This window comes from Intestinimonas butyriciproducens, from assembly GCF_004154955.1.
Taxonomy (GTDB): Bacteria; Bacillota; Clostridia; order Oscillospirales; family Oscillospiraceae; genus Intestinimonas; species Intestinimonas butyriciproducens.
Genome location: NZ_CP011524.1, coordinates 2563769 through 2587613 on the forward strand (window position 1 = coordinate 2563769; position 23845 = coordinate 2587613).

The window sequence follows — 23845 nt, forward strand, 5'->3', positions numbered from 1 at the left end:
CGGCGGCAGGACCATCCCAACCGGAGGCTCCCGTTTCACGGCGGGAGCCCCCGAAAGGAGGTGTGACCACCCGTGATAATTGAAATGATCCAGGAGTGGTTCAAGGAGCTGCTGATCGACGGCATCATCTCCAACCTCTCCGGGACCTTTGACACCGTGAATACGAAGGTGGGCGAGATCGCCGGCGAGGTGGGTATGACGCCGGCCGGCTGGAATGGCGGCATCTTCAACATGATCCGCGGCCTCTCTGAAACGGTCATCGTTCCCATCGCCGGCATCATCCTCACCTTCGTCATGTGCTATGAGCTGATCCAGCTCATCGTGGAAAAGAATAATCTCCACGATTTTGACACCTGGCTTTTCTGGAAGTGGATCTTCAAGACCTTCTGCGCGGTGCTCATCGTCACCAATACCTGGAATATCGTCATGGCGGTATTCGATATGGCGCAGAGCGTGGTCAATCAGAGCGCCGGCGTCATCATCTCCGACGCGGGGATCGATATTTCCGGCGTGGTCGGCAATTTGGAAACGGCCCTGGCGGACTGGAGCATCGGTTCTTTGCTGGGCCTGTGGTTTCAGAGTATTTTTGTGGGCCTCTGCTCCCATATCCTCACCATCGCCATCTTCCTTGTGATCTACGGAAGAATGATCGAGGTGTATCTGACCGTATCCGTGGGGCCGATCCCCTTTGCCACCATGGCCAACCGTGAGTGGGGTCAGACGGGGCAGAACTATTTGAAGTCCCTGCTAGCCCTGGGCTTTCAGGCGTTTCTCATTATGGTCTGCGTGGGCATCTACGCGGTGCTGGTGCAGAATATCGCCGTGGGGGATGATATCACCGTGGCGATCTGGGAGTGCCTGGGCTATACGGTGCTGCTGTGCTACACCCTGTTCCGCACCGGCAGCCTCGCAAAGAGCCTGTTCGGGGCGCATTGACGGGAGGCGGCCATGAAAAAATACAAGGTCATCTACGCGGATCCGCCCTGGGCCTATAAGGTTTGGAGCAAGAAGGGCGCGGGGCGCAGCGCCGAGAGCCATTACCCCACCATGGACATAGAGGCCATCAAGGCCCTGCCAGTGGGGGAGCTGGCGGACAAGGACTGCGCCCTGTTTCTCTGGATCACCTTCCCCATGCTGCGGGAGGCCTGGGGCGTCATGGACGCCTGGGGCTTCACCTTCAAGACCGTAGCCTTCGTCTGGATCAAGCAGTGCCGGAAGTCGGAGGGCCTGTTCACCGGCATGGGCTACTGGACGCGGGCCAACGCGGAGATCTGCCTGCTGGCGACCCGCGGACGCCCGAAGCGGGCGGCGCGGGATGTGAAGCAGGTCATCCTCTCCCATGTGGAGCGGCACAGCCAGAAGCCGGAGGAGGCGCGGCGGCGGATCGAAGCCCTCATGGGGGACGTGCCCCGTATTGAGCTGTTCGCAAGAGCCTCACCGCCCGGCTGGGATGTGTGGGGAAATGAAGTTGCAAGCGATATCCGGCTTGCGGAAAGGATGTGAACCATTGGCATACGTAACGGTCCCGAAGGACCTGACAAAAATCAAAAGCAAGATGCTGTTCGGCCTGACGAAGCGGCAGCTTGTGTGTTTCGGATCGGCGGCGCTTGTTGGAGTGCCGCTTTTCTTTTTGAGCAAGGGCAGCATGGGCACGACGCCGGCGGCGCTGTGCATGATCCTTGTCATGCTGCCCTTTTTCCTGTTCGCCCTGTATGAGAAGAACGGGCAGACCCCGGAGGCGCTGCTGGGTAATCTGATCCAGTGCAAATTCACCCGTCCGAAAAAGCGTGTCTATCAGACAAATAACGCCTATTCCGCTTTGGAAAAGCAGGCGGAGCTGGAGCGGACGGTGGGGCGGATCGCCTCCGGCGCTGGGAAAAGAGGCAAGGGCCGGCGCAGGCTCACCCGGCAGGAGCGAAAGCAGATCGAGGCCGTCATCCGGCAGGCCAGGGGGGACGGCAAGAATCACACCGTACAGGCAAGCCTCCCCTTCCGCAATATGCACCCGGACGGCCTGTGCCGTCTGGACGACCGGCATTTTTCCAAAACCATCGCCTACGCCGACGTCAGCTACCGTCTGGCGGGGCCGGACGATCAGCGGGATATCTTTGAACGCCTCTGCGACTTCTATAACGGCTATGACCCCTCCATCGGCGTGCAAATGACCCTGAGCAGCAGCCACAAGGCCGGCGGTGGGGACCTGTTCCGCATGGCGGCCCAGGGGGACGATCTGGACGGGATCCGCGCCGAGGCCTCCGGTATCCTGCAAACGCAGTATGAGCGCGGCAGCAACGGCTATGTGAAAAGCAAGTATGTCACGCTGACCATCGAGGCGGAGAGCGTCCAGGCGGCGCGGGCAAGGTTTTCTCGGATCGAGGCGGACACCCTGAACCGCTTCAAGGTCATGGGTGCGGCGGCAAAGGTGCTGGACGGCAAGGAGCGGCTGGCGCTGCTGCACGGCCTCCTCCATCCCAGAGGGGAGCCCTTCGCCTTTGAATGGGACTGGCTGGCGCCCTCCGGCCTGTCCGTAAAGGATTTTATCGCGCCTTCCTCCTTCGAGTTTGGGGAGACACGGCGCTTCCGCATGGGCGAAATGTACGGCGCGGTGTCCTTCTTGCAGATATTGGCCCCGGAGATCCAGGACCGTATCCTCACGGATTTCATGGATGTGGAGGGAAACCTTCTCGTCACCATGCACGTCCGCGGCATCAATCAGAACGAGGCCATCAAGATGGTCAAGCGCAAGATCACCGATCTGGACGCCATGAAGATCCAGGAGCAGAAGAAGGCCGCCCGCAGCGGCTACGATCTGGATATCCTCCCCTCCGACCTCTCCACCTACGGCGGCGCGGCGAAAAATCTCTTGCAGGATTTACAGAGCCGCAACGAGCGAATGTTCAATATGACCTTCCTCATGCTGCATCTGGCGCCCACGAAGCAAAAGCTGGAGATCGCCGTTTCCCAGTCTGCCAGCGTCGCCCAGACCCATAACTGCATCCTGACCCGGCTGGACTTCCAGCAGGAGGACGGGCTGATGTCCTCGCTGCCGCTGGGCCTTAACCGTATCCAAATCGAACGCAGCCTCACCACTTCGGCGCTGGCGGTATTCGTCCCCTTTGTGACCCAGGAGCTCTTTATGGGCGGGGACGCCATGTATTACGGGCTCAACGCCCTGTCCGGCAACATGATCCTGCTGGATCGCAAGCAGTCCCGATGCCCCAACGGCCTTGTGTTCGGCACGCCGGGCAGCGGCAAGTCCATGAGCTGTAAGCGGGAGATCACCTATGTCATGCTGACCACGAAGGATAATGTCATCATCTGTGACCCGGAGGACGAGTATTCCCCGCTGGTGAACCGGCTGGGCGGTCAGGTGATCCGGCTTTCCCCCAACAGCCGAGACTATGTGAATCCCCTGGATATCAACCTCAATTACAGCGAGGAAGAAAACCCGCTGGCGCTGAAAAGCGATTTCGTGCTGTCCTTCTGTGAGCTCATCATGGGCAGCAAGACAGGGCTGGAGGCCATCGAGAAAACCGTCATCGACCGTGCCGTGCAGAAGATCTATCAGCCGTACTTCGCAGACCCCCGGCCGGAGAATATGCCGATCCTCTCCGATCTCATGGCAGCCCTCACCGCCCAGCATATCCCGGAGGCGGACCGTGTGGCCCAGGCGCTTGACCTGTATGTGAACGGCTCTCTCAACTTCTTTAACCACCGTACCACCGTGGATATCCGCAACCGCCTTGTCTGCTTCGATATCAAGGGGCTTGGCAAGAACCTGAAAAAGCCGGGGATGCTCATTGTCCAGGACGCGGTGTGGAACACCGTCACGGTGAACCGCTCCATTGGGCGGGCCACCTGGTATTTCGTGGACGAATTCCATTTGCTTTTGAAGGAGGAACAGACGGCGGCGTACAGCGCCGAGATCTGGAAGCGCTTCCGCAAATGGGGCGGCGTCCCGACCGGGGCAACGCAGAACCCGAAGGACCTGCTGCACAGCCCGGAGATCGAAAACATTCTGGAAAACAGCGATTTTATCTATTTGCTGAACCTCTCCGCGGGCGACCGCAAGCTGATGACGGAGCGGCTGAACATCTCCGCCGAGCAGCTTGCCTATGTGACCAACGCGGACCCCGGCAGCGGCCTTCTGTTCTTCCAAAATGTGATCCTGCCCTTCAAGGACGAGTTTCCCAAGACCACCGAGCTATACAGACTTCTCACGACAAAGCCCAGCGAGGTTTCCCACGACGGGCAAACCGGATAAGGAAAGGATGGGACAAGATATGAAATATGTGATCGACAGCAAGGTATATGAAAACCACATCAATGATGAGGTACATCTGTACGGCCTGCTCCACCAGCTCGCCTTCCTGGCGGGAAAGGCGAAGGACGAGAAGGATCTGGATAATCTGGCCGAGACGGCAAAGCTCTACGGAGAGATCGCGGAGGAAAAGTTTTCCGCCTGGCGTATCCCCGGCCGCTATCTGGTGTTTGGGGACAGGAAGGACCTTGCGGAGCTGAAGGCGGCGGAGCTCACGCCCTTGACCGCCGTGCTGAAAGAGCACGACGCAAAAATCAGGGAAAAGCAGCGCGCCGCCACCGCCGATGATCCCGCCTACATCATTTCCGGCGGCGCCTTCCGTATGCTGGTGGGCGATCTCTTTGACCTGCTGGCACAGTACAGCTTTCTCCGCAACCGTGTTCTGGAAGTGAAAACGGAGCGGCAGCTTGCACGGCTGCAAAAGAATCTCTCCGGCGAGAATCCGTGCATCCGAAGGATGTACCGCAGGTGGGGCTTTGCGGAGGATCAGGGTGTCACCTGCTATGACATTCTGGAGGCAACGCTGCGGCGCAGGCACCTGACGCCCTATGACCCGGAGGAAGCGGCGGAGGACGGCATCGGCTGCGGCCGCTGCTGCGCCCTCTGCGGAGATCATTCCTGCGAGGACGACTATGACTGAGCTGACCCATGTGAGCCTGTTTTCCGGCATCGGCGGGCTTGACCTGGCGGCGGAGGCGGCGGGCTTCCGCACCGTCTGCCAATGCGAGTGGGCGGACTATCCCTATTCCGTTCTGGAAAAGCACTGGCCGGAGGTGCCGAGATTCCGGGATATCACAACTTTTACGAAGGAGGCGTTTTTTGAAAAAACAGGACTTGAAACCGTTACCGTTATCTCAGGCGGATTTCCCTGCCAGCCCTTCTCCACCGCGGGACAGCGAAGGGGCTTTGCGGATGAACGCTACCTGTGGCCGGAAATGTGCCGCGTTATTACCGAGCTGCGGCCCCGTTGGGTGCTTGGGGAAAATGTTGCTGGCTTCATCAATCTGGGCCTCGACAAAACGATCTTTGACCTGGCAAAAGCGGGATACGCTGTTCTCCCATTCGTATTTCCGGCTTGCGGTGTCGGCGCATGGCATGAGCGCCAGCGAACTTTTATCGTCGCGGCTGATGTTTCCCACGCCCCTTGCCTCCGACAAGAACACCTGCAGGGACGCGGCCAACCTGGATGTGTACCTCTCCGACAACGGGATCTTCCGCAAGGTGAACCGGAACGGGGCCATCTGGAGCCTGAGCCTGTCGGCGGCGGTGTTCTATCTGACCCCGGCAGCGTCGGAGGGCTACCGCTCCACGCTGAAACCGGCGGCGTTTCGCAACAGCGCCCCGTCTGCCAACCTGTCATCCCAGGTGATCCGGCAGGAGCAGCCGCTATCCGAGACGGCGGCGCTGAACCCGGACTGGGTGGAATGGCTCATGGGCTTCCCCCGGAAATGGACGGACGTATCCTCTGGGCCGCCGAGCCGGATGGCGTCCCCCGTATCACCGAAAACACCGCGGATCGCGCCCTACGGCTGAAAACCCTGGGCAACGCGGTCTGCCCGCCCCAGGCATATCCCATTTTCAAGTATATCTCCATGATCGAGACGGGCGAGTGCGTGAGCATTTGCCCCTACGGAAAGGCAGGTGGTGACGCATGAAGGAATGGAAGGCCTCCGAGAAGGAGGCGCAGAAGATGACCCGTGACGGGGCCATTTCCGTCAACATGGTCACAGGCGAGGCGAGCCATGTTTCAGACCGTGCGCCGGAGCAGGACTATTCCCCCTCCGGCGATTCCACGGCGCTGGCGAGGACTGCCCTCCACCATCTGGACGACCGGCGCGTCCGGAAGTCTCAGAAGAAAAAGCGGCGGAACCGCCGCAAAGCCTACCGGGAGGGTACGGCGGCAAATAGCCGTCCATCCTCCCGTTTGCAATTCACCGAGGAGGAACGCGCCGCGCCGGAGCTGCAAAAGGCGATCCGCAAATCCGACAAGGCGGCGGATAAGCTGGACGCAGCAAGGGCCGCCATCCCCAAAAAGCGCGTCCTGGGCACGGAGCGTGTCTTTGACGAGGCTTCCGGCGCCGGGCGTACAAGACTGGTATTCCATGAGACGGATAAGTTGGCTTCGATCCGGCAGCCGGGGCCGAACCCGCTGGCGCGGCCTTTGCAGGAGGTCGCCCACGTCGCCCACGCCAAGGTGCGGGAGGTGGAGCAGGAGAACTCCGGCGTGGCCGCAGGCCATCTCACCGAGCGCGGCATGGAAAAGGCCGTGGGCTATGGGAACCGCAAGCTGCAAAACTGGCGGGCGGAGCGGCAGGTGAAGCCCTGGCGGGACGCGGCAAAGGCGGAGCAGGCGGCGGTCAGGGCCAACGCGGAGGCACTTTACCAAAAGGCGCTCCATGATAACCCCCAGCTTGCGTCCGGCAGCCCTATCTCCCGCATCTGGCGGAAGAAGCGGATGCAGCGGCAGTACGCGGCGGCCTACCGGGCGTCGCGCGGCGCGGAGGGTGCAAAGGCGGCGGCACAGACGGCAGCCAAGAGCGCAAAGAAGGGCGCGGAGGCAGCGAAGAAGGCCGGCGAGTTCATAGCCCGGCACAAAAAGGCGTTCCTTATCATCGGCGGGATCGGCCTTGTGCTGGTGCTGCTGCTGGGCCTGCTGCAATCCTGCTCCTCCATGTTCGGCGGTGGCGTGTCCAACATTGTGGCCTCATCTTATCTCTCCGAGGATGCTGACCTGCTGGCGGCGGAGGCCGCCTACTGCGCCAAGGAGGACGAGCTGCGGCGGTATCTGGACACCTATGAGCAGACCCACGACTATGACGAGTATCACTATGATCTGGACGAGATCGAGCACGATCCCTATGTGCTGCTGTCCATCCTGTCGGCGCTCCATGAGGGGACCTTCACCATAGACCAGGTGCAGGGCGACCTTCAAATGCTGTTTGACCGGCAATATATCCTCACCGAGACGGTGGAGGTGGAGCGGCGGTACTACATCGAGACGGATACCTGGACGGACGAGGAGGGCAACACCCATACGGAGAGCTACCGGGTCTATTACGATTATTATATCTGCACCGTGAAGCTGGAAAACTTCGACCTCTCCCATCTGCCGGTCTACATGATGGATCAGGAGACGCTTTCCATGTACGCCGTGTATATGTCCACCCTGGGCAACCGCCCCGACCTGTTCCCGTCCTCCGGCTATGTTCCCAAGTATGTGACCAACCCGCCCGCCAAGTATGAGATCCCGGCGGAGTACCTGTCCGACGAGCGCTTTGCCATGCTGATTACAGAGGCGGAGAAGTATCTGGGCTTCCCCTATGTCTGGGGCGGCAGCAGCCCTTCCACCTCCTTTGATTGCAGCGGCTTTGTCAGCTATGTCCTGACCAACAGCGGCCTGTGCGATACCGGGCGGCTGGGGGCGCAGGGCCTCTACAACATTTCCACGCCGGTATCCGAGCCGCGGCCGGGGGATCTGGTGTTCTTTGTGGGCACCTACGACACGCCGGGGGTCAGCCATGTGGGCTTTTATGTGGGGGACGGGATGCTCCTGCACTGCGGGGATCCCATCCAGTACACCAGTCTCAACTCGAATTACTGGCAATCCCACCTTTATGCCTACGGCAGACCGCCGTACAACTGATGGAGGCGGAGCCGATGCTGACTGTAAAACCGATGCCCCTTGCCGATGCGAACGGCTTTGTCGCAGAGCACCACCGCCACCATAAGCCGGTGCGAGGGCATAAGTTTTCCCTGGGCTGCATGGCGAACGGCCATCTGGTGGGCGTCGCCATCGTGGGGCGGCCGGTGAGCCGATACCTGGACGATGGGCTGACCCTGGAGGTCAACCGCCTCTGCACGGACGGGACAAAAAACGCTTGCAGCTTCCTCTATGGCGCGGCGGCGCGGGCGGCGAAGGTCCTGGGCTACCATAGGATCGTCACCTACATTCTGGACACGGAGAGCGGCGTCAGCCTCCGTGCCTCCGGCTGGCGATGCGCGGGGCTGGCGGGCGGACGGGAGTGGACCGGCAAGCGCCGCCCGCCCGAACCGCTGTATCCGGCACAAATGAAATACCGATACGAAAAGGCTTTGAGATGAGGTGAGCATATCAATATTGTTTCCTATGGCGGCGGTGCGAACAGCACCGCCCTTCTCGTTGGGCTGCACCAGCACCGTATCCCTGTTGACCTGATCCTGTTTGCGGATACGGGCGGTGAGCATCCCCATACCTACGCCTATCTGGATATTATGGATCGCTGGCTGAAGGATCACGGTATGCCGGAGATCACACGGGTCTATAAGACCACGAAGGACGGCAGGCGGCTGACCTTGGAGGATGAATGTCTGAAAAGCGGTACGCTGCCCTCTATCGCCTACGGCTTCAAGCGGTGTTCTCTGAAACACAAGATCGGACCGCAGGAAAAGTTCTGCAACAACTATCCTCCATGCCATGAGGTTTGGGCCGGCGGGAAAAAGGTGGTCAAGTTCATCGGCTATGACGCTGGCGAGCACTATCGCAGCGACAAGATCCTTCTGCGTGATCTGGCAGACCCAAAGTACAGCAAATGGTATCCCCTGATGGAATGGGGCTGGGACCGGGAGGCGTGTGTCCGGGCAATCGAGGCAGCGGGCCTGCCCCAGTATGCGGGCGGAGGAGATCATCGACCTGCGGGAGCGTTACCCGGATCTGTTCCGGCGCGCGCTGGCATTGGAGGATAACGCACGGGCCAACCTGAAAACCGTTCGGGGGCTTGGGCGCAATTATTCATGGAAAGAACGATTTGGAAAGGAGCAATGCAATCATGGCAACGACTGAGAAGATCCGCAAGGATATTGAGAAAACGAGGGAAAAGATCGCCGAGCAGCAGAAGCGTCTCCGCGCGCTGGAAGCCCAGCTCACGGAGGAGGAGAACCTGGAGATCGTCCGCATGGTGAAGGCTGTCCGCATGGACAACAGGGAACTCACCGCCTTCCTGCGCGCCTACGCCAGCGGCATGATCTCCCTGCCGGACGGGCTGATGGAGACGGAGGAAAGCGAGGGTGCGGAAGATGAAGCGTAACAGAGCTTTTCGCCGTTTCGCCGCCGTGTTCCTGGCGCTTTTCTGCATGGCGGCCACCTCCACCGTGGCCTTCGCAGGCGGCGGGGACGGCGAGCCCTACTACACCGGGGAGGAGACCACGGGCGGCCATGAGCCCCAGCCCCTGACCCCGGAGGGCAACATGACCCTGGTGGACGATATCGCCGGTGAAAGCGCCGGGGATAAGCAGTTCATCACCGTGGTCACAAAAGGCGGCAACTATTTCTACATCATCATCGACCGGGCGGAGGACGGCGAGAACACCGTCCACTTTCTCAACCAGGTAGACGAGCGCAACCTGCTGGCCCTGATGGACGAGGAGACGCCCGCCGCCCCGGTGTGTACCTGTAAGGAAAAATGCGCGGCCGGCGCGGTGGATACATCCTGTTCTGTCTGCAAGACCAACCTCTCCGAGTGCGCGGGCAGGGAGAAGGTCAGGGAGCCGGAGCCGGAACCGGAGCAGCCGGAGAAAAAGAGCGGCAGCGGCCTGTTGGCCGCGGTGGCGCTGCTGGCGCTGGCAGGCGGCGGAGCCTTCGCCTATGTGAAGTTCATCAAGCCGAACCGCAGCAGCGTGAAGGTCAGCGCCGATCCCGACGAGTACGATTTCCCCGACGAGGAGTATATCAACGAGGACGAGCCTGCGGAGGCTGAAACGGAGGCGGAGCATGAGTAAACTGATTATCGCGGAAAAACCGAGCGTGGCAAAATCCATCGCGTCGGCCCTGGGTGCTTCATCCAGGGCCGACGGCTTTTATGAGGGCAGCGGCCTGATCGTTTCCTGGTGCGTGGGGCACCTGGTATCCCCGCTGGACGCGGGCGGCTATGACGAGCGCTTCAAAAAATGGCGCTATGAGGATCTGCCCATCCTGCCGGAGCCCTTCCGCTACGCCCCCATCCCCGGCAAGGAGGCGGCTTTGGACAATGTGAAGCGCCTCATGGCGCGGGAGGACGTAACGGAGATCGTCAACGCCTGCGACGCCGGACGGGAGGGCGAGCTGATCTTCCGCCTGGTGTATGAACTGGCCGGCTGCCTCAAGCCGGTCCTCCGGCTTTGGATCTCGTCCATGGAGGACAGCGCCATCCGGGAGGGCTTTTCCGAGCTGCGCCCCGGCGCTGACTATGAAGCCCTGTATCAGTCAGCCCTCTGCCGCCAGAGGGCTGACTGGCTGGTGGGGATCAACGCCACCCGCCTTTTCTCCGTCCTCTATCACCGTACCCTGAACGTGGGCCGCGTCCAAACGCCCACCTTGTCCCTGCTGGCGGCGCGGGACGCGAAGATCGCGCTGTTCCAGAAGGAGAAGTATCATCATGTGCGCCTGACCCTGGCCGGCGCGGAGGCGGTATCGGAGAGATTCACCGATCCGGCGGAGGCGGAGCAGGCGGCGGCTATGTGCAAGGGCGCGGCCGTCATCTGTACTTCCGTCACGAAGGAGCAGAAGAAGGAACAGCCTCCGAAGCTCTATGACCTCACCACCTTGCAGCGTGAGGCAAACCGGCTGCTTGGCTACACGGCGAAGCAGACCCTTGACTACGCTCAGAGCCTCTACGAAAAAAAGCTGCTGACCTATCCCCGCACGGACAGCCGGCATCTGACCTCCGATATGGCGGAAACGGCCTCCTGTGTGATCCACCTGGCGGCGAAGCTGCCGCCCTTTGATGGCTGCACAAACTTCTTCCCTCTGGTGGAGGCCATGATCTCCGATAAAGATGTATCCGACCACCACGCCATTATCCCCACGATGGAGATTGAAAAAGCGGATATCCCCGCCCTGCCCCTGGGCGAGCGTGAGCTGCTTCTTCTGGTCTGCTGCCGTCTGCTGTGCGCGTCGGCGGAGCCCTATGTGTATGAGGCGGTCACGGCTGCCTTTGATTGCGGCGGCCATTCCTTCACCGCAAAGGGCAGGCGCGTCATCTCCGAAGGCTGGCGGGAGATCGACCGCATTTTCCGCGCCTTCTTGAAGGAAAAGCCTGCGGATGGGGACGGCGGCACGCTGCCGGACTTCACCGAAGGGCAGACCTTTGACGGCGCGGAGGTTTCCGTCACCGAGCATTTCACCCAGCCGCCGAAGCCCTATACCGAAGATACCCTCCTGTCCGCTATGGAGAATGCGGGCAAGGACGATATCCCCGACGAAGCAGAGCGAAAAGGGCTTGGTACGCCCGCCACCCGCGCCGCCATCATCGAAAAGCTGGTGTCAGCCGGATTTGTGGAGCGCAAGGGCAAGAGCCTGATCCCCACGAAAACCGGTATCAACCTTGTCACGGTCCTGCCGGAGCCGCTGACCTCTCCCATGCTGACGGCGGAATGGGAACAGAAATTGACGGAGATCGCAAGGGGCGGCGCTGACCCGGATACCTTCATGGACGGTATCCGCACGATGGTCCGGGAGATCGTTTCTACCTATTCCTGTATTTCCGAGGACGGCAAAAAGCTGTTTGCCCCGGAGAAGGAAGTGATCGGCACCTGCCCCCGCTGCGGTCAGCCGGTCTATGAGGGGAAGAAAAACTTTGCCTGTTCGGATCGGTCCTGCGGCTTCGTCCTCTGGAAAAATGACCGCTTCTGGACGAGCCGCAGGAAGGAGCTGACAAAGAAGATGGCGGCAGACCTTCTGAAAAAGGGCCGTACCAATGTCAAGGGGATGTGGTCTGAGAAGAAACAGACCGCCTACGACGCCGCTGTGATCCTGAATGACACTGGCGGCAGGTACATCGATTTCAAGCTGGAATTTCCCAAAAATAAGCGAAGCTGAAGGAGGAGCGTATATGCCGGATTACAGTTACAACAAGGACTATCCCTTTGCCGCCTTTATCACCAATCTTGGCAAGTACAACGAGGGCGAGCTTGTGGGCGAGTGGGTGAAGTTTCCCACCACCGCCGAGGAACTGAAGGAGGTATTCAAGCGTATCGGCATCGGCCAGAGGGATGACTTCGGCCAGCCCTATGAGGAATGGTTCATCACGGACTATGACTGCTATGTGGATGGCCTCTATGACAAGCTGGGCGAATACGAAAATCTGGACGAGCTCAATTATCTGGCGTCGAAGCTGGATGAAATGAGCGACAGCGAATACGCACAGTTTCAGGCCGGTATGGAAATGGGCGACCATTGCGGCAGCCTGCAGGAGATCATCAACCTGACGGAAAATCTGGACTGCTATGAGGTCTATCCCCATATTGAGGACTATGACGATCTTGGGCGCTACTACATCGAGGAGCTGGAGGTCATGCAGGTGCCGGAGCACCTGCAAAATTACATCGACTATGAGGCCTACGGCCGGGACGTGGCGATGGACGAAAACGGCAGCTTTACGGATCAGGGCTATGTGCGGGATACGGGGGACCGCTTCTGCGAGTATTACGACGGCGAGCGCGGCAGCATCCCCGACGAGTACCGGGTGATGACCTTCCAGGACGATCTTCCCGAAGAAGAAAAATCCGAATGGGCCATGGATATCGCCTTTGACATGGACGAGTTTTTCCGTCAGAACGATCCGCAGTACGCGGCGGAGCACCCGGAGGCGCACGCCGCAAAGGAAGCGATTTACGAAAATCTGATGGCCGGACGCATCTCCGCTCTGGATGAAAAGCTGGCGGCGCTGGGCCAGACGCAGGAGGACTATCTTCCCTCCGAGATCGAAAAGTTCAAGGACGCCACGGGCTACGAGGAGTTTCTTGATTTTGACCCGGCGGAGGTCAAGGCGGCCTTGGAGGATCCGGACAGATCCCGTGTGGATGAAATGCTGGCCGCGGCGGAAAAGGCGGAACGGGAGTACGCGGCGGAGGCGGCCGCCTATGTGCAGAGCCCCGCCGCTATCGTGGAGCAGGCACGGGCGGCGCAGGGCGAGCCGGTGGGCAGTTTCTCCATCTACCAGCTCAAGAGCGGCAATGAAACGCTGGATTATCGCTTTGAGCCGCTGGACAGCATCCACCGCAACGGCCTTTCTGTGAAGCCGGAAAACTATGAGCTGGTCTATGAAGCGCCGCTGACGGAAAAGGACAACCTTGAAAGCATTTATACCCGGTTCAATGTGGATCGTCCGGCAGATTTCACCGGGCACTCCCTGTCGGTATCGGATATCGTGGTACTGCATCAGGGCGGGAAGGATACCGCCCATTACTGCGACCGCGCTGGCTTTTCCGAAGTGCCGGAGTTTTTGCAGCCGGCGCAGAAAAGCCTCGATATCACCGAGCGCATCCAGACACCCAGGGGCAGCTTCTATCTCTGCGGCATGACAAGGGAGCAGATGGAGGCGGACGGATACGGTTTTCATCACGCCTCTGAGGATGGAAAATATTTCATTATGGCAAATGGGACCCAGGCGTATGCGGTCAGAGCTGATGCGCCGGAAAAGGACAATCCCCTCCGTACCGCTGAAATGACGCTGGAGGACGACTACGGCATGATCGACGGCGTTATCAACAACGGCCGGCGGGGCGAGGAGCTGGAGAAGGCCAAGGAGCACGCGGAGCGGACGCAGCCGGAGAAAAAGCCCTCCATCCGGGAACGGCTGGCGGCGGCAAGGCAGGAGTGCGCGAAGCAGCAGCCCAGGTCTGCCCCGGAGAAAAAGCCCCCGGAGCTGGGGGAGCGATGAGCCGGGGCGTGAAGTGGCGGCTGGAATGGGCCTTCTTCCTGGGGGAGAATGGCAGGCGGCAGTACAACCGGCTCTGCAAGGGCTGTGTCCATCCCTGCAAGCAGAGCTTCCGAGCGGTGGTGTTGGACTGCCCGCACTTCCAGTCCCAGCGTGTGAAAAAAGGCATGGATAAGGGTGGGAAACGGGCAAAATAGTCCCCCGTGGCGGCGTTTTCAGACCATGCCCTTATGATTTCCCATCCGCGCTTTTCTCCGCGCTCCTGCGGCGAAAAAGCAGCGGTTTTCGACACTTTCCCATCCGCGCCCATAGCAAAAGCGGGGACGCGGCCTTCGGTATATCCGTTGGCTGCGTCCCCGCTTCTTTTTTGCTTATTTTTCGTCCTCGTTGGGCTTGTCCGCTTCCGCCACGCCCTGGATCACATCCGTCACCACGGCGTTGAGCTGGGCGGCGTTCTCCGCTGTGACGGCGGGCCGCCCGGTGTCCGCTTCGATAGCGCGCCGCGCGTCTCCCGCCACCTTGCCGCCGCGCCGGGCGACGATCCGGCTTTCCTCAAAGCCCTCCGGCTGGTGGGCCTTGGAAAGCTCCGTGGTCGTGGTTTCGGCCAGCATGTTCAGCACGATCTCCAATGTGCTCATGTTGTCCCGGAGGTTTTCCTTTTTGAGCCCTTTCAGGTTTTTGTATTGCCGGGTGGTCATGCCGGACCAGGCCTTTGTGATCTCGTCGGTGAGGATGGCGTATTCCCGGCCCTGCTCCACGCCCCGCGCCTGCCATTCGGCGGTGAGCTCGTTGCGGACGCGGATGGAGAGGATGCGCTGGTGGATCCAGTCGGCGTCATAGCCCTTCTTCTGGTAGGTCTCCAGTGCCCGGTCGATGGCCTGCTCCGGGTCGATGGTCTCCTCGATGCGCTCCCGGCCTACGGCGGCGAGCCAGAGCCGGAAGGGTTCAGCCTTGGGCGAGGGGATGGACTGGATGATGCGCAGGATGCCCTCGGTATTGGCGGCAAGCACCTTTCGCTTTTTGCCTGTGGAGCCGGTCATTTCTACCTGGGGACAATTTGTCCCCAGGTAGCTTGCGAGCTGTTCATCCCGCTTGCGCATTTTTTTGAGATAATCCGTGGGATTGGCGCTGTCCGACAGTGCTGCCACCACATCCACCACGGAGAAGTACCATTCTTCCTTTTCCTCGTCCCAGGCGGTACGGATCTTTCTATCTTCAAAAAGCTGGATGGAGTTATTTTCGTCCATGGGCTTTTCCCTCCTTTGATGGGCTATCCCCATTCTACCATGAAATGATGATTTTTTCTAACAGGGAACGCGATTTTTGCGGCAGCAGCAGTCGCAGGCGCTGTGGGACTGTGGGCAACGGCCAAGCCGGGCGGCGCTGTGGGAAAGCGGTTTGCCGTCCTGTGGGAAAGGCCTGTCCTTTTCCATTAGGGGGTGAATGGCTTTTCCATCGGCAAAGCGGCCGTTTTCCACATTTCCATAGCGCGGGCCTAATCCTCGGTGATGATACACGCACAGCCCGCCGTCAGCAGGCGGTACAGCGTCAGCGGCACATACCACGCCGCCACCAGCAGCCGCCAGACAAGGACGCAGCCGCCGATAAGACCGGCAAAGACGAAGTTCAGAAGGAACAGGGCGATCCCGCCGCCCAGAGAGCCGCCGCCCGGTATGATCCAGAGCCGCAGCCGCCAGATCCCAAACGGCAGCCCGCAGAGGATCCAGAGCCAGAGATAGTCCAGTTCCCCGTTCTTTACGCAGGCGGAGCGGAAGATGCAGTACAGCAGCGCGGCCGACGCCACCGGCAGGATGGTCTTGCGGAAAAAGTCTTTTAAGGCCTCGCCTCTTGTCATGGGGTTCGCCTCCTTCAAAATCGTTTGTATCTTCATTATATCTGACGTTTCGGCAAAAGCCCAGGGGAAAACGCAGATCGCGGCAAAAAGTTTGTCCCAGGGGTCATTCCAGCTCCATATCCTTCTGCCGTGCCGGCGCCTGCCGGGGCGGGGACAGGAACTCCTCCACATTCCGGCGCACGGCGGCGTAGTCCTGCTCCTCCCGCCGTGCCTTCTGACGCTCGGCGGTCAGCGCCGCCCTCCGGGCAGTGAGCGCGTCCATTTCCGCCTGCATCCGCTCTGTGGCAGGCAGCGGAACCGCGCCCAGGCGCTTGCACTCTCTGGCGGCGGCCTCAAAGAGAATGATCTCCCTCTCATAGCCCCGCAGGAACTTCTCTTTGTCCTTCGACGCCTGATAGCGGTCATAGATGGGCTTGAGCTGACGGTAGGCGGCGACGTGCTTTATTTTCAGCGTCAGCTCCTCAATCCGCGCCCCGGTCTCCCGCAGCTCCGCTTTCAGCCGGGCGGCGGAGGCGGACGCCGCCTCGCAGTGCTCTGTCAGCTCCTCCATGCTGCCGATGCCGTGTTCCGTCAGGAAGTTGCTGGTCTCGGCGATGCGTTTCAGATTCTCAATGGTCGCCCAATGGCGGTAGCCCGCGCTCTGCTGGGCCTTGATGTTGTTCTGAATATCAATGAGCAGGCTGACCCTGCCTCCGCGCTGCTTTGGTTGGCGGGAGGGTCTGGCGCGTCCGGCCATCCGTGCGGTCAGGGCGTCCTCGGCGTAGTCCGCGCCCAGGGTCTTTAGCCTTGTGAACCGCTCCTGTCCCGGTGCTCTGGCAGAAATGTACTTGCCCCGCTTGAGCGCATAGCCCTCCCGCTGCAACCGCACCAGCAGCTCCTCCAAATCATGGCAGCCGGGCAGCAGCCGGTCGATGGCGGCGCGCAGCTTCGCCTTATAGCTGGTGCCGGTCCGCTCCGCCTGATGCTCGATGTAGCTTTTTCCTTTGTCCTGGCCTGGGACGATGACGGACAGGCCGTGTTCTTTGCAAAGCCGGTCTGAGGTGCGGCGGATGAAGTGATAGCTGCGCTTGTTGGAATGGTAGTGCTTGTGATCCGCAAAGCTGACGGCATTGAAGATCAGGTGGTTATGGACGTGATCCCGGTCTATGTGGGTGGTCAGGACAAACTCATACCTGCCGCCCAGGATCTCCCTTGCCAGCTCCATGCCGATCTCATGGGCCTGCTCCGGCGTGACCTCCCCAGGCTGAAAGGCTTGGATCAGGTGGCGGCCCAGGTTCGTTCCCTTGTCGATGGCGTGGCGGCGGGTCCAGGCAAATTCGATATCCGCGGTCTCAGCGGCGCAGCCATAGGAGGATACAAGCAGTTTTCCGTCCGTCTTTTCCGGGTTGCAGATATAGTCAATGGCCGCTTTCAGCGTTGACTTGATAGGATGCGTCTTTGTAACTGCCATATCTCATCCAGCCTCTCCTGTATCTCCTGCATATCCGCTTTGTACGCGCCGCCTCCCGCGTTGATCCGCTTGGCGATCTGGTTGATGTTCCGGCCGATGGCGGACAGGGCGGCGTTCATCCGCTTGATATCCGTGGTGTCAAGCTGGATGATATACCCGTCTATCGCCATCTTCCGCAGATACGCGCCGTACCACCGTGTGGGGAGCTGCGCCATCTTTTCATCTATGAGCCGTTTTTCCTCCTCCGTCACATAGAATTTCATCTGAATATTCCGCTTTCGGTTCGCCATGGGCAGCCTCCGTTTCTCATAAGGGTCTGGGATATCCCAGCAAGCAATTTTGACTGTTCGGGCAAGGGACCTGAACAGCGCAAAATCCGCAAGCGGGTACTCGCTTGCTGTGCTTGCTGACTACTTCGTACCCCCGTATTTCCCCCTCTACCCATACTACAATCCGAACAGGGCGTTTTGGCCAGATTTTCGGAGAAATGTTTGTCTCGCGGCGAAAAAAGCCGGATTTTTTTAACCCGTTCCCGAAAAAGATACAGGGGATTCACACAAAAACCTTGAATTGCGGAGGGGTCTATGGTAAACTTATTATATCTAACTATACCCCTTTGCCGGGGCGCTGAATTGTCCGGGCTTTGGGGTGTGGCGAGGCGGCGGAGCGTCCGGCTGGAAGGGCGAGGACAGCGCTGCGCAAGACCGCTTTTTCGAGGCGTCTGAACGGAAGCGCAAAACCGGAAAGCCCTTGAAACATCTGCAAAAAAGGGGTTGACAACATGAGATTTTCCCCCATAATTAGACAGACAGACAGACAGACAGACAGACAGACAGACAGACAGACAGAGTAAGTCTGTCCTTTTCTGCTGCCCCCATATATTGTCAACAGGCGCGGCCTGCCCGAAGTGTTTTCGGACAGGGCGCGCCTTTTCGCGCTCTGACGGCAGGGGGTGACACGGGATGAAGAAGCTATTTTCCTTCCTTCGCCCCCGCACACAGGCGCGGGACCGGGAGAGCGACGGCGAGGGAAAGCCGTCCATGCCCCGGGCGGCAGCCAACAGAGCGCCGCCCGGCGTCCACGGCACGAAGGGCACGGCCTTCGCCGTGGCTCCGCTTTAGGAGGTGGGGTAGATCCGAAGGAACGCCTGCCTTTTACCCGGCGGCCGCGGGCCGGGGACAAAAACGCGGCGCACAACAAATTCTTTCTATGAAGGAGGAAGAAAAAACATGAGAAAACGAATGACCAGTCTGCTTCTGACGCTGGTGATGCTGCTCTCCCTCGTGCCCGCCATGGGCGTGACGGCGAGCGCGGAGGAGACGTGGGAAACCGTCAATTCCTATGCGGAATTGCAAACGGCAGTCAAAGCCAAGAAAGAATACATCAAACTGGGTCGAGACATTGACACCAAAGACTTCCACTACTCGGGCGGCGGTTTGGACATAGCCGATTGGCTGACTTTTGAAAACCAAACCTGTACTCTCGACTTGAACGGAAAAACCTTGTCGCTGCTGACCAGGATGGGTGATATGCCGACTTTCATGCGCGTATATGAGGGAAGCAACCTGACGATCAAGGACAGCCAAGTTGGCGGTCAAATCACGGGTGAGTTTGAAAATGCTAACGCAGGCGACAGGTATTTAATTCATATGAATAAATCCAGTTTGACACTGGAAGGCGGCACATTCCGCGCTACTGCCAAGCCTTATGGAACCAATGTCAATGTGATTGATTATTTAGAGAGTAATGTTACGATCAAAGATGGCGTGACCATCAGCCAACCGGAGCATTATGCGTATGGTGGGGGCGGCAGTGCTCTTAAAGGTCGCGGATACGCACTTTGTGAACAAGAAAGAGAATTTAATTATGGAGATAAAGTAAGCCATGTTGTCATTGACGGCGGTATCTTCGACGGCTGGGTACGGCTGATCGGATATCCAGACACCAACGGCTCTGTTCAAATCAACGGAGGCACCTTCAAGAAGGGTGTGCAAGCGCTGTATGTAGCAAAGAAGAATAATTCTGATCCTACTGTTACAGTGAACGGCGGTACCTTTGAGGACAATGTTTATTTGCAGGACTGGGATTGGAAGGAAAGCCTTTATATGCCGTACCGTTTGAATGGCGGCACCTTTAAGGGCACAGTAGACCTTCACGCAGTAAATAATATAACCGTTTATCAAAAACCGGAAAGCAACCCCAATGTTGCGCTGGGATTGAACGAGTGCTTTGGCTACAGCGCAGTTGTTACGCCTGACGGCACCTTTGCCGGTCCCGATGCAAAAACTGGTGTTTTGAAAAAGACAGGTGATTATGATTATGACATGTGGTTGGAGGGCACTGCTTCCAACCCCGTCCGAATCATCCCCAACGCATGGGGCATGAAGTCCGTTACGCTGGACGGCAACCCCATCGACTACGCCAAGGACTTCATGGGCGAAGTTAAGGAGATTACCAACGACACGGAGCATACCCTCACATTCACGTGGAAGCCTTTGGCGGACGAACTGAGGGGCGCAGGCTACAGCTACGACGCCAAGTGCGAGCGCTATGTTCCTGGCGCTACCTCTACCCCCACCAACTTTATTCTCGACGGCACCGAATACTACACCTATACCTTTCTCAAGGGCGCAGACCCGACGCTCTATTCCTTTGACCTGCACCTGAATCTGAAAAAGGGCACCAGCAACGTCGGCATCGTGAGCAACGAGCATATCGTTAGGCTGCTGGTGAGCGAAGCGCCGCCCGCGCCCCCCGCACCCGTGGCGCATAGCATCAAGATTATAAACGGCTTCGGCACGGCAAATCCCACCACGGCAATCGCCGGAGAAACCATCACCGTGAAGGCGAATGATCGCACCGCCGACAACATGATGTTCACCCGGTGGAATACGGATACCCCCGGCGTGACCTTCGCAGATGCGACCAAGCAGGAAACAACCTTTGTTATGCCGGACTGTGATGTGAAAGTGAACCCCGGATTCCAGCAGGTTTCGTTCAGAAAGCAGCCGCTCGATAGCTGGCCGCAGGTGAATCACGGCAGCAAGGCCACCGTCACCTTCTCCGCACCCATCACCAAGTGGGAGCTGAAGGAGGGCAACACCACCGTGGCCTCCAGCGGCAACCTCTTTATCAACACCGGAAACCCCATCACGGTGGATATTCCCGCGCAGAGCAGTGAGGTGGAAAAGACCTATACCGTCGTTGTGACGGCAAACGGTCAGAAGTTCTCCAGCGACGAGTTCAAGGTCAAATGGGTCAGCTGGCCGCAGGCTCCGGCGGTGGAGTTTACCCCCGCTGACGGGACGCAGTTCGTCGGGGAAATCGAAGTAATTGCTTCCGATGCCCTGTACGCCGGTGAGGAAATCTTTGAAATCGTCTATACCACAGACGGCACAGACCCCAAGGACAATACTGCGGCTACAAATGCCAACACAGACTCCGTGCATATCACGCTGACGGAGACCACCACCATCAAGGCAAGAACCTATAATGGGGACGCTGCCGCAGATGCCGAAAAGTGGGGCCCGCTGGCAACAGCTACCTTTACCAAGTATTCCGATACGACCCTGCCCAAGCCCACCATCACCCCGGAGGGCATGACCTACACCGGCAGCATCAAGGCTTATCTGACAGCCCCCGCCCTGGATGGCGTGAAGCTGGAGTATCAGCTTGTTTCCCCGGGCGAAGAGCCTGCTAGTAATCAGTGGCATGAGTATAATCCTGAGATAGGCATTGATGTATATGAATTCGGAACGATCACCCTCTATGCCCGTAGCTTTAAGGAAGTGGATATGGGAGACCATGTGGAGCATCTCACCAGTGAGAATGTATCCGCCACCTACACCCGGACTTACTCCGCCGCCATCGACAATGTGACCGTCAGCGGCAAGGTCGGTGAGACGCTGACGCAGGATGTGGTCATCCGCATGAACGGCGACCGCTTTGAGAATGTTACGGCGGGCGAAGATGTTTCCAATTGGTTTACCAATCGGCCCGCAGGTCTGACCGCTAAGGTCAAGGCGCTTTCCGAGGCGGACGGCTACCACGAAAACCTGACCGTTACCATCAGCGGTACGCCCGAGGCGGCTTCTATCGAGCCGATTGCCGTTACCATCCCCAGGGATAAGCTGTATGCAAACGGCACCGTCGATCTGACTGTCCTTTCCAACCCCAAGGCAGTCTACAACATCGGCACGGATGCAGTGCATACGCATGACTACACCGGTCAGCCGTACCTGTATCTGGACCCCGGCAATCACTATCAGGAGTGCACGGCGAACGACGGCGGCTACAACATTCAGCCTCATGCGTTCACGCCTTGGACGGATAACGGAAACGGCACACACAGCCGCCACTGCACCGTCTGCAAGATGACGGACAGCTCCACCTACACCGAAACCGCCAACCACAACTGGCAGTGGGTGGTAGACGCCCCCGCGACCCCCAATGCAGCGGGCAAGCAGCATGAGGAGTGCGTTGACTGCCACGCGAAGCGCAGTGAAAACACCGAGATCCCCATGCTGACCAGCATCATGGTGGAGCACCTGACCGTTGCCAAGCCCGTCAAGGACGCTGCTGCGGCTATGGCAACCACCACCGACAGTTCCTACACTGTGGCAAATACCGAGTGGATGGCTGCGGACGGTACGCCCCTTGCCATCGGCGGCAAGTTCCAGCCCGGTACGGTCTACACCGTGAAGATCACGCTGGAGACCGCTGGCGCAGGCGTATTCTCCGTTAAGTCCACCTACAACACCATCGAGGGCAAGACGGCCACGGTCAGCCCCAATCTGACCGGCGATAACCATGCGGACAGCGTGATCCTGACCTACACCTTTGATGCCACCGAGGGCACCTATGTTCCCACCAAGCCCGCCATCACCACCGTTGCCCTGCCGGACGGCAAGGTGGGCGATGTGTACAGCCAGACCTTGGCTGCCACCGGCACCAACCCCATCACCTGGGGCATCGAGGCCGGCACTCTGCCTGACGGCCTGACGCTGGTGGGCGACACCATCAAGGGTACGCCCTCCAAGGCCGGCGAGTTCAAGTTCACCGTCAAGGCCACCAACGGCGGCGGCTCTGACACGAAGGAGCTTACCATCAAGGTCGCCGACGCGGAGGCTGCCAAGTATCACAACGTCACCCTGACCGGCGCGGGCACCGGCGCTACCGGCGCTGGCAGCCATGCGGCAGGAACCACGGTCAACATCTACGCAGGAACCAAGTCCGGCTACACCTTCAACGGCTGGACCTCCGACGATGTGACCGTCCTCAGCGCCAGCAGCAAGAACGCCAGCTTCGTCATGCCGGATAAGGATGTCACCGTCAAGGCCAACTGGGTCTACAACGGCGGCGGCAGCAGCGGCGGCGGTTACACCTACTACACCATCAAGGCCACCGCAGGCGTGAACGGCTCCATCTCTCCCACCGGCAATGTCAGCGTCCGCGAGGGCCGGGATCAGACCTTCACCATCACCCCGAATAATGGCTACGCCGTCGCCAAGGTGCTGATCGACAGCAAGAACGTGGGCGCGGTGAAGTCCTACACCTTCGAGAATGTGAAGAAGAACCACACCATCGAGGTCGTCTTTATGAAGGCCAGCGGCAACCCCCAGACCGGCGTGTTCGTGGATGTGCCGGAGGGCAGCTACTATGAGGAAGCTGTCAACTGGGCCGTGGAAAAGGGCATCACCACCGGCACCGATGCGACCCACTTCTCCCCCGATGGCATCTGCACCCGCGCGCAGGCTGTGACCTTCCTGTGGCGCGCCGCAGGCAGCCCCGCCGCCAAGTCCGCAGTCATGCCCTTTGCCGATGTGAAGGTTGGCAGCTACTACTATGACGCGGTGCTGTGGGCCGTGGAGAACGGCATCACCAAGGGCACCAGCGACACCATGTTCAGCCCCGACGCCACCTGCTCCCGCGCGCAGATCGTCACCTTCCTGTGGCGCTCTCAGAAGTCCCCGGCAGCGGGCACGGCCAATCCCTTCACCGATGTGAAGGCAAGCGCCTACTACGCTGACGCGGTGCTGTGGGCTGTCAAGGAGGACGTCACCAAGGGCACCACCAACACCACGTTCAGCCCTGACGCCAACTGCACCCGCGCACAGATCGTCACCTTCATCTGGCGCGCCCTTGCGGAGTAAGCGCGTATGACTGAAAAGGAATGGCAGCAGATAAAGAGGCTTGACATCTCATTTGTGGTCATTGGCGGCGTTGGAACGCTGCTGATCACCGCCATGATAGTTGCTCTTTCGTACTTTGGCTGGTTTGATCAGTTCACCGACAGCGGGCTTTTATCCTCTCTGGATGAGTGGCTGGTGACGGTGCTGATCGGAGGCATTCTGCTCGTGCCATTCCTCATAGTAACGGTCTGCGGTATTCTGTTGGTGCGGTGCGATCTGCGCATCGAGCGCGAGCGCCGCAAAAAGCCGCCAGAGCCGCCGGATGAGTTCCCCAGTCTATACGAATGGCTGAATAGCAAGGCCGCTGGCAAAGACCCATAAGCGAACATTGGACAGCGCAGCGGACGGGCATCTCGC

20 protein-coding genes are annotated in these 23845 nt (G+C 59.5%); 16 read left to right on the plus strand and 4 right to left on the minus strand.

Annotated features, from left to right (window positions below):
- The first annotated feature begins 72 nt into the window (after positions 1 to 72).
- The 13 genes from SRB521_RS12715 to SRB521_RS12775 all read left to right on the plus strand — a co-directional run bounded on the left by SRB521_RS12715 (position 73) and on the right by SRB521_RS12775 (position 14189).
- The gene (locus tag SRB521_RS12715; RefSeq protein ID WP_242976564.1) at positions 73 to 936 is read left to right on the plus strand and encodes a VirB6/TrbL-like conjugal transfer protein, CD1112 family; all 864 of its coding nucleotides are present in this window, start codon (positions 73 to 75) and stop codon (positions 934 to 936) included.
- A 12-nt stretch (positions 937 to 948) separates the two neighbouring features.
- Positions 949 to 1503 carry an MT-A70 family methyltransferase gene (locus tag SRB521_RS12720; protein WP_116722139.1) on the plus strand — a complete coding sequence of 185 codons (555 nt, stop codon included), beginning with the start codon at positions 949 to 951 and terminating at the stop codon, positions 1501 to 1503.
- 4 nt (positions 1504 to 1507) lie between these two features.
- Positions 1508 to 4264 (plus strand): VirB4-like conjugal transfer ATPase, CD1110 family, encoded by a 2757-nt coding sequence (locus tag SRB521_RS12725; RefSeq protein ID WP_116722140.1) that lies wholly within the window; start codon positions 1508 to 1510, stop codon positions 4262 to 4264.
- A 19-nt stretch (positions 4265 to 4283) separates the two neighbouring features.
- Positions 4284 to 4961 carry a hypothetical protein gene (locus SRB521_RS12730; protein ID WP_116722141.1) on the plus strand — a complete coding sequence of 226 codons (678 nt, stop codon included), beginning with the start codon at positions 4284 to 4286 and terminating at the stop codon, positions 4959 to 4961.
- Positions 4954 to 5976 carry a DNA cytosine methyltransferase gene (locus SRB521_RS12735; RefSeq protein ID WP_116722142.1) on the plus strand — a complete coding sequence of 341 codons (1023 nt, stop codon included), beginning with the start codon at positions 4954 to 4956 and terminating at the stop codon, positions 5974 to 5976. Before SRB521_RS12730 ends, SRB521_RS12735 begins: the two co-directional genes overlap by 8 nt.
- A complete protein-coding gene (locus SRB521_RS12740; RefSeq protein ID WP_116722143.1) occupies positions 5973 to 7964 on the plus strand; it encodes a C40 family peptidase in 1992 nt (663 codons plus the stop codon). The genes SRB521_RS12735 and SRB521_RS12740 overlap by 4 nt, the downstream gene beginning before the upstream one ends.
- Before the next feature lie 14 nt (positions 7965 to 7978).
- On the plus strand, positions 7979 to 8422 hold the full coding sequence (locus tag SRB521_RS12745) for an XF1762 family protein (RefSeq protein ID WP_116722144.1): 444 nt from the start codon (positions 7979 to 7981) through the stop codon (positions 8420 to 8422).
- A 150-nt stretch (positions 8423 to 8572) separates the two neighbouring features.
- The gene (locus tag SRB521_RS12750) at positions 8573 to 9043 is read left to right on the plus strand and encodes a hypothetical protein (protein WP_476737689.1); all 471 of its coding nucleotides are present in this window, start codon (positions 8573 to 8575) and stop codon (positions 9041 to 9043) included.
- Between the two features lie 83 nt (positions 9044 to 9126).
- A complete protein-coding gene (locus SRB521_RS12755; RefSeq protein WP_006058365.1) occupies positions 9127 to 9384 on the plus strand; it encodes a DUF4315 family protein in 258 nt (85 codons plus the stop codon).
- The gene (locus tag SRB521_RS12760) at positions 9374 to 10075 is read left to right on the plus strand and encodes a DUF4366 domain-containing protein (RefSeq protein ID WP_116722200.1); all 702 of its coding nucleotides are present in this window, start codon (positions 9374 to 9376) and stop codon (positions 10073 to 10075) included. Before SRB521_RS12755 ends, SRB521_RS12760 begins: the two co-directional genes overlap by 11 nt.
- Positions 10068 to 12152, plus strand: coding sequence for a type IA DNA topoisomerase (locus tag SRB521_RS12765; RefSeq protein WP_116722145.1), 2085 nt, complete (start codon positions 10068 to 10070; stop codon positions 12150 to 12152). Before SRB521_RS12760 ends, SRB521_RS12765 begins: the two co-directional genes overlap by 8 nt.
- A 13-nt stretch (positions 12153 to 12165) precedes the next feature.
- Positions 12166 to 13995 carry an antirestriction protein ArdA gene (locus SRB521_RS12770; RefSeq protein WP_116722146.1) on the plus strand — a complete coding sequence of 610 codons (1830 nt, stop codon included), beginning with the start codon at positions 12166 to 12168 and terminating at the stop codon, positions 13993 to 13995.
- Positions 13992 to 14189: a hypothetical protein gene (locus tag SRB521_RS12775; protein ID WP_075704717.1), complete on the plus strand. Its 198-nt coding sequence runs from the start codon at positions 13992 to 13994 to the stop codon at positions 14187 to 14189. Before SRB521_RS12770 ends, SRB521_RS12775 begins: the two co-directional genes overlap by 4 nt.
- A 174-nt stretch (positions 14190 to 14363) precedes the next feature.
- Here the strand turns inward: SRB521_RS12775 and SRB521_RS12780 are convergent, their stop codons facing one another.
- The 4 genes from SRB521_RS12780 to SRB521_RS12795 all read right to left on the minus strand — a co-directional run bounded on the left by SRB521_RS12780 (position 14364) and on the right by SRB521_RS12795 (position 17587).
- Complete coding sequence (locus SRB521_RS12780; RefSeq protein ID WP_116722147.1) at positions 14364 to 15239, minus strand: BRO-N domain-containing protein; 876 nt, start codon at positions 15237 to 15239, stop codon at positions 14364 to 14366.
- 248 nt (positions 15240 to 15487) lie between these two features.
- Positions 15488 to 15847, minus strand: coding sequence for a DUF6050 family protein (locus SRB521_RS12785; RefSeq protein WP_097800447.1), 360 nt, complete (start codon positions 15845 to 15847; stop codon positions 15488 to 15490).
- 103 nt (positions 15848 to 15950) lie between these two features.
- Positions 15951 to 17297, minus strand: a complete 1347-nt coding sequence (locus tag SRB521_RS12790) for a relaxase/mobilization nuclease domain-containing protein (RefSeq protein WP_116722148.1) — start codon at positions 17295 to 17297, stop codon at positions 15951 to 15953.
- On the minus strand, positions 17258 to 17587 hold the full coding sequence (locus tag SRB521_RS12795; protein ID WP_116722149.1) for a MobC family plasmid mobilization relaxosome protein: 330 nt from the start codon (positions 17585 to 17587) through the stop codon (positions 17258 to 17260). Before SRB521_RS12795 ends, SRB521_RS12790 begins: the two co-directional genes overlap by 40 nt.
- 672 nt (positions 17588 to 18259) lie before the next feature.
- Here SRB521_RS12795 and SRB521_RS16235 point away from each other — a divergent pair.
- The 3 genes from SRB521_RS16235 to SRB521_RS12805 all read left to right on the plus strand — a co-directional run bounded on the left by SRB521_RS16235 (position 18260) and on the right by SRB521_RS12805 (position 23809).
- Positions 18260 to 18418: a hypothetical protein gene (locus SRB521_RS16235; protein ID WP_165366637.1), complete on the plus strand. Its 159-nt coding sequence runs from the start codon at positions 18260 to 18262 to the stop codon at positions 18416 to 18418.
- A 108-nt stretch (positions 18419 to 18526) separates the two neighbouring features.
- Positions 18527 to 23449 carry an S-layer homology domain-containing protein gene (locus SRB521_RS12800; RefSeq protein ID WP_116722150.1) on the plus strand — a complete coding sequence of 1641 codons (4923 nt, stop codon included), beginning with the start codon at positions 18527 to 18529 and terminating at the stop codon, positions 23447 to 23449.
- 6 nt (positions 23450 to 23455) lie between these two features.
- Positions 23456 to 23809 carry a hypothetical protein gene (locus SRB521_RS12805; RefSeq protein ID WP_116722151.1) on the plus strand — a complete coding sequence of 118 codons (354 nt, stop codon included), beginning with the start codon at positions 23456 to 23458 and terminating at the stop codon, positions 23807 to 23809.
- Positions 23810 to 23845: the final 36 nt, after the last annotated feature.

Bases quoted from the DNA above. Each gene is read 5' to 3' on its own strand.
- SRB521_RS12720 (WP_116722139.1), top strand. From the start codon at position 949: ATGAAAAAATACAAGGTCATCTACGCGGATCCGCCCTGGGCCTATAAG.
- SRB521_RS12730 (WP_116722141.1), top strand. From the start codon at position 4,284: ATGAAATATGTGATCGACAGCAAGGTATATGAAAACCACATCAATGAT.
- SRB521_RS12735 (WP_116722142.1), top strand. From the start codon at position 4,954: ATGACTGAGCTGACCCATGTGAGCCTGTTTTCCGGCATCGGCGGGCTT.
- SRB521_RS12740 (WP_116722143.1), top strand. From the start codon at position 5,973: ATGAAGGAATGGAAGGCCTCCGAGAAGGAGGCGCAGAAGATGACCCGT.
- SRB521_RS12745 (WP_116722144.1), top strand. From the start codon at position 7,979: ATGCTGACTGTAAAACCGATGCCCCTTGCCGATGCGAACGGCTTTGTC.
- SRB521_RS12750 (WP_476737689.1), top strand. From the start codon at position 8,573: ATGGATCGCTGGCTGAAGGATCACGGTATGCCGGAGATCACACGGGTC.
- SRB521_RS12755 (WP_006058365.1), top strand. From the start codon at position 9,127: ATGGCAACGACTGAGAAGATCCGCAAGGATATTGAGAAAACGAGGGAA.
- SRB521_RS12760 (WP_116722200.1), top strand. From the start codon at position 9,374: ATGAAGCGTAACAGAGCTTTTCGCCGTTTCGCCGCCGTGTTCCTGGCG.
- SRB521_RS12765 (WP_116722145.1), top strand. From the start codon at position 10,068: ATGAGTAAACTGATTATCGCGGAAAAACCGAGCGTGGCAAAATCCATC.
- SRB521_RS12770 (WP_116722146.1), top strand. From the start codon at position 12,166: ATGCCGGATTACAGTTACAACAAGGACTATCCCTTTGCCGCCTTTATC.
- SRB521_RS12775 (WP_075704717.1), top strand. From the start codon at position 13,992: ATGAGCCGGGGCGTGAAGTGGCGGCTGGAATGGGCCTTCTTCCTGGGG.
- SRB521_RS12780 (WP_116722147.1), bottom strand. From the start codon at position 15,239: ATGGACGAAAATAACTCCATCCAGCTTTTTGAAGATAGAAAGATCCGT.
- SRB521_RS12785 (WP_097800447.1), bottom strand. From the start codon at position 15,847: ATGACAAGAGGCGAGGCCTTAAAAGACTTTTTCCGCAAGACCATCCTG.
- SRB521_RS12790 (WP_116722148.1), bottom strand. From the start codon at position 17,297: ATGGCAGTTACAAAGACGCATCCTATCAAGTCAACGCTGAAAGCGGCC.
- SRB521_RS12795 (WP_116722149.1), bottom strand. From the start codon at position 17,587: ATGGCGAACCGAAAGCGGAATATTCAGATGAAATTCTATGTGACGGAG.
- SRB521_RS16235 (WP_165366637.1), top strand. From the start codon at position 18,260: ATGAAGAAGCTATTTTCCTTCCTTCGCCCCCGCACACAGGCGCGGGAC.
- SRB521_RS12800 (WP_116722150.1), top strand. From the start codon at position 18,527: ATGAGAAAACGAATGACCAGTCTGCTTCTGACGCTGGTGATGCTGCTC.
- SRB521_RS12805 (WP_116722151.1), top strand. From the start codon at position 23,456: ATGACTGAAAAGGAATGGCAGCAGATAAAGAGGCTTGACATCTCATTT.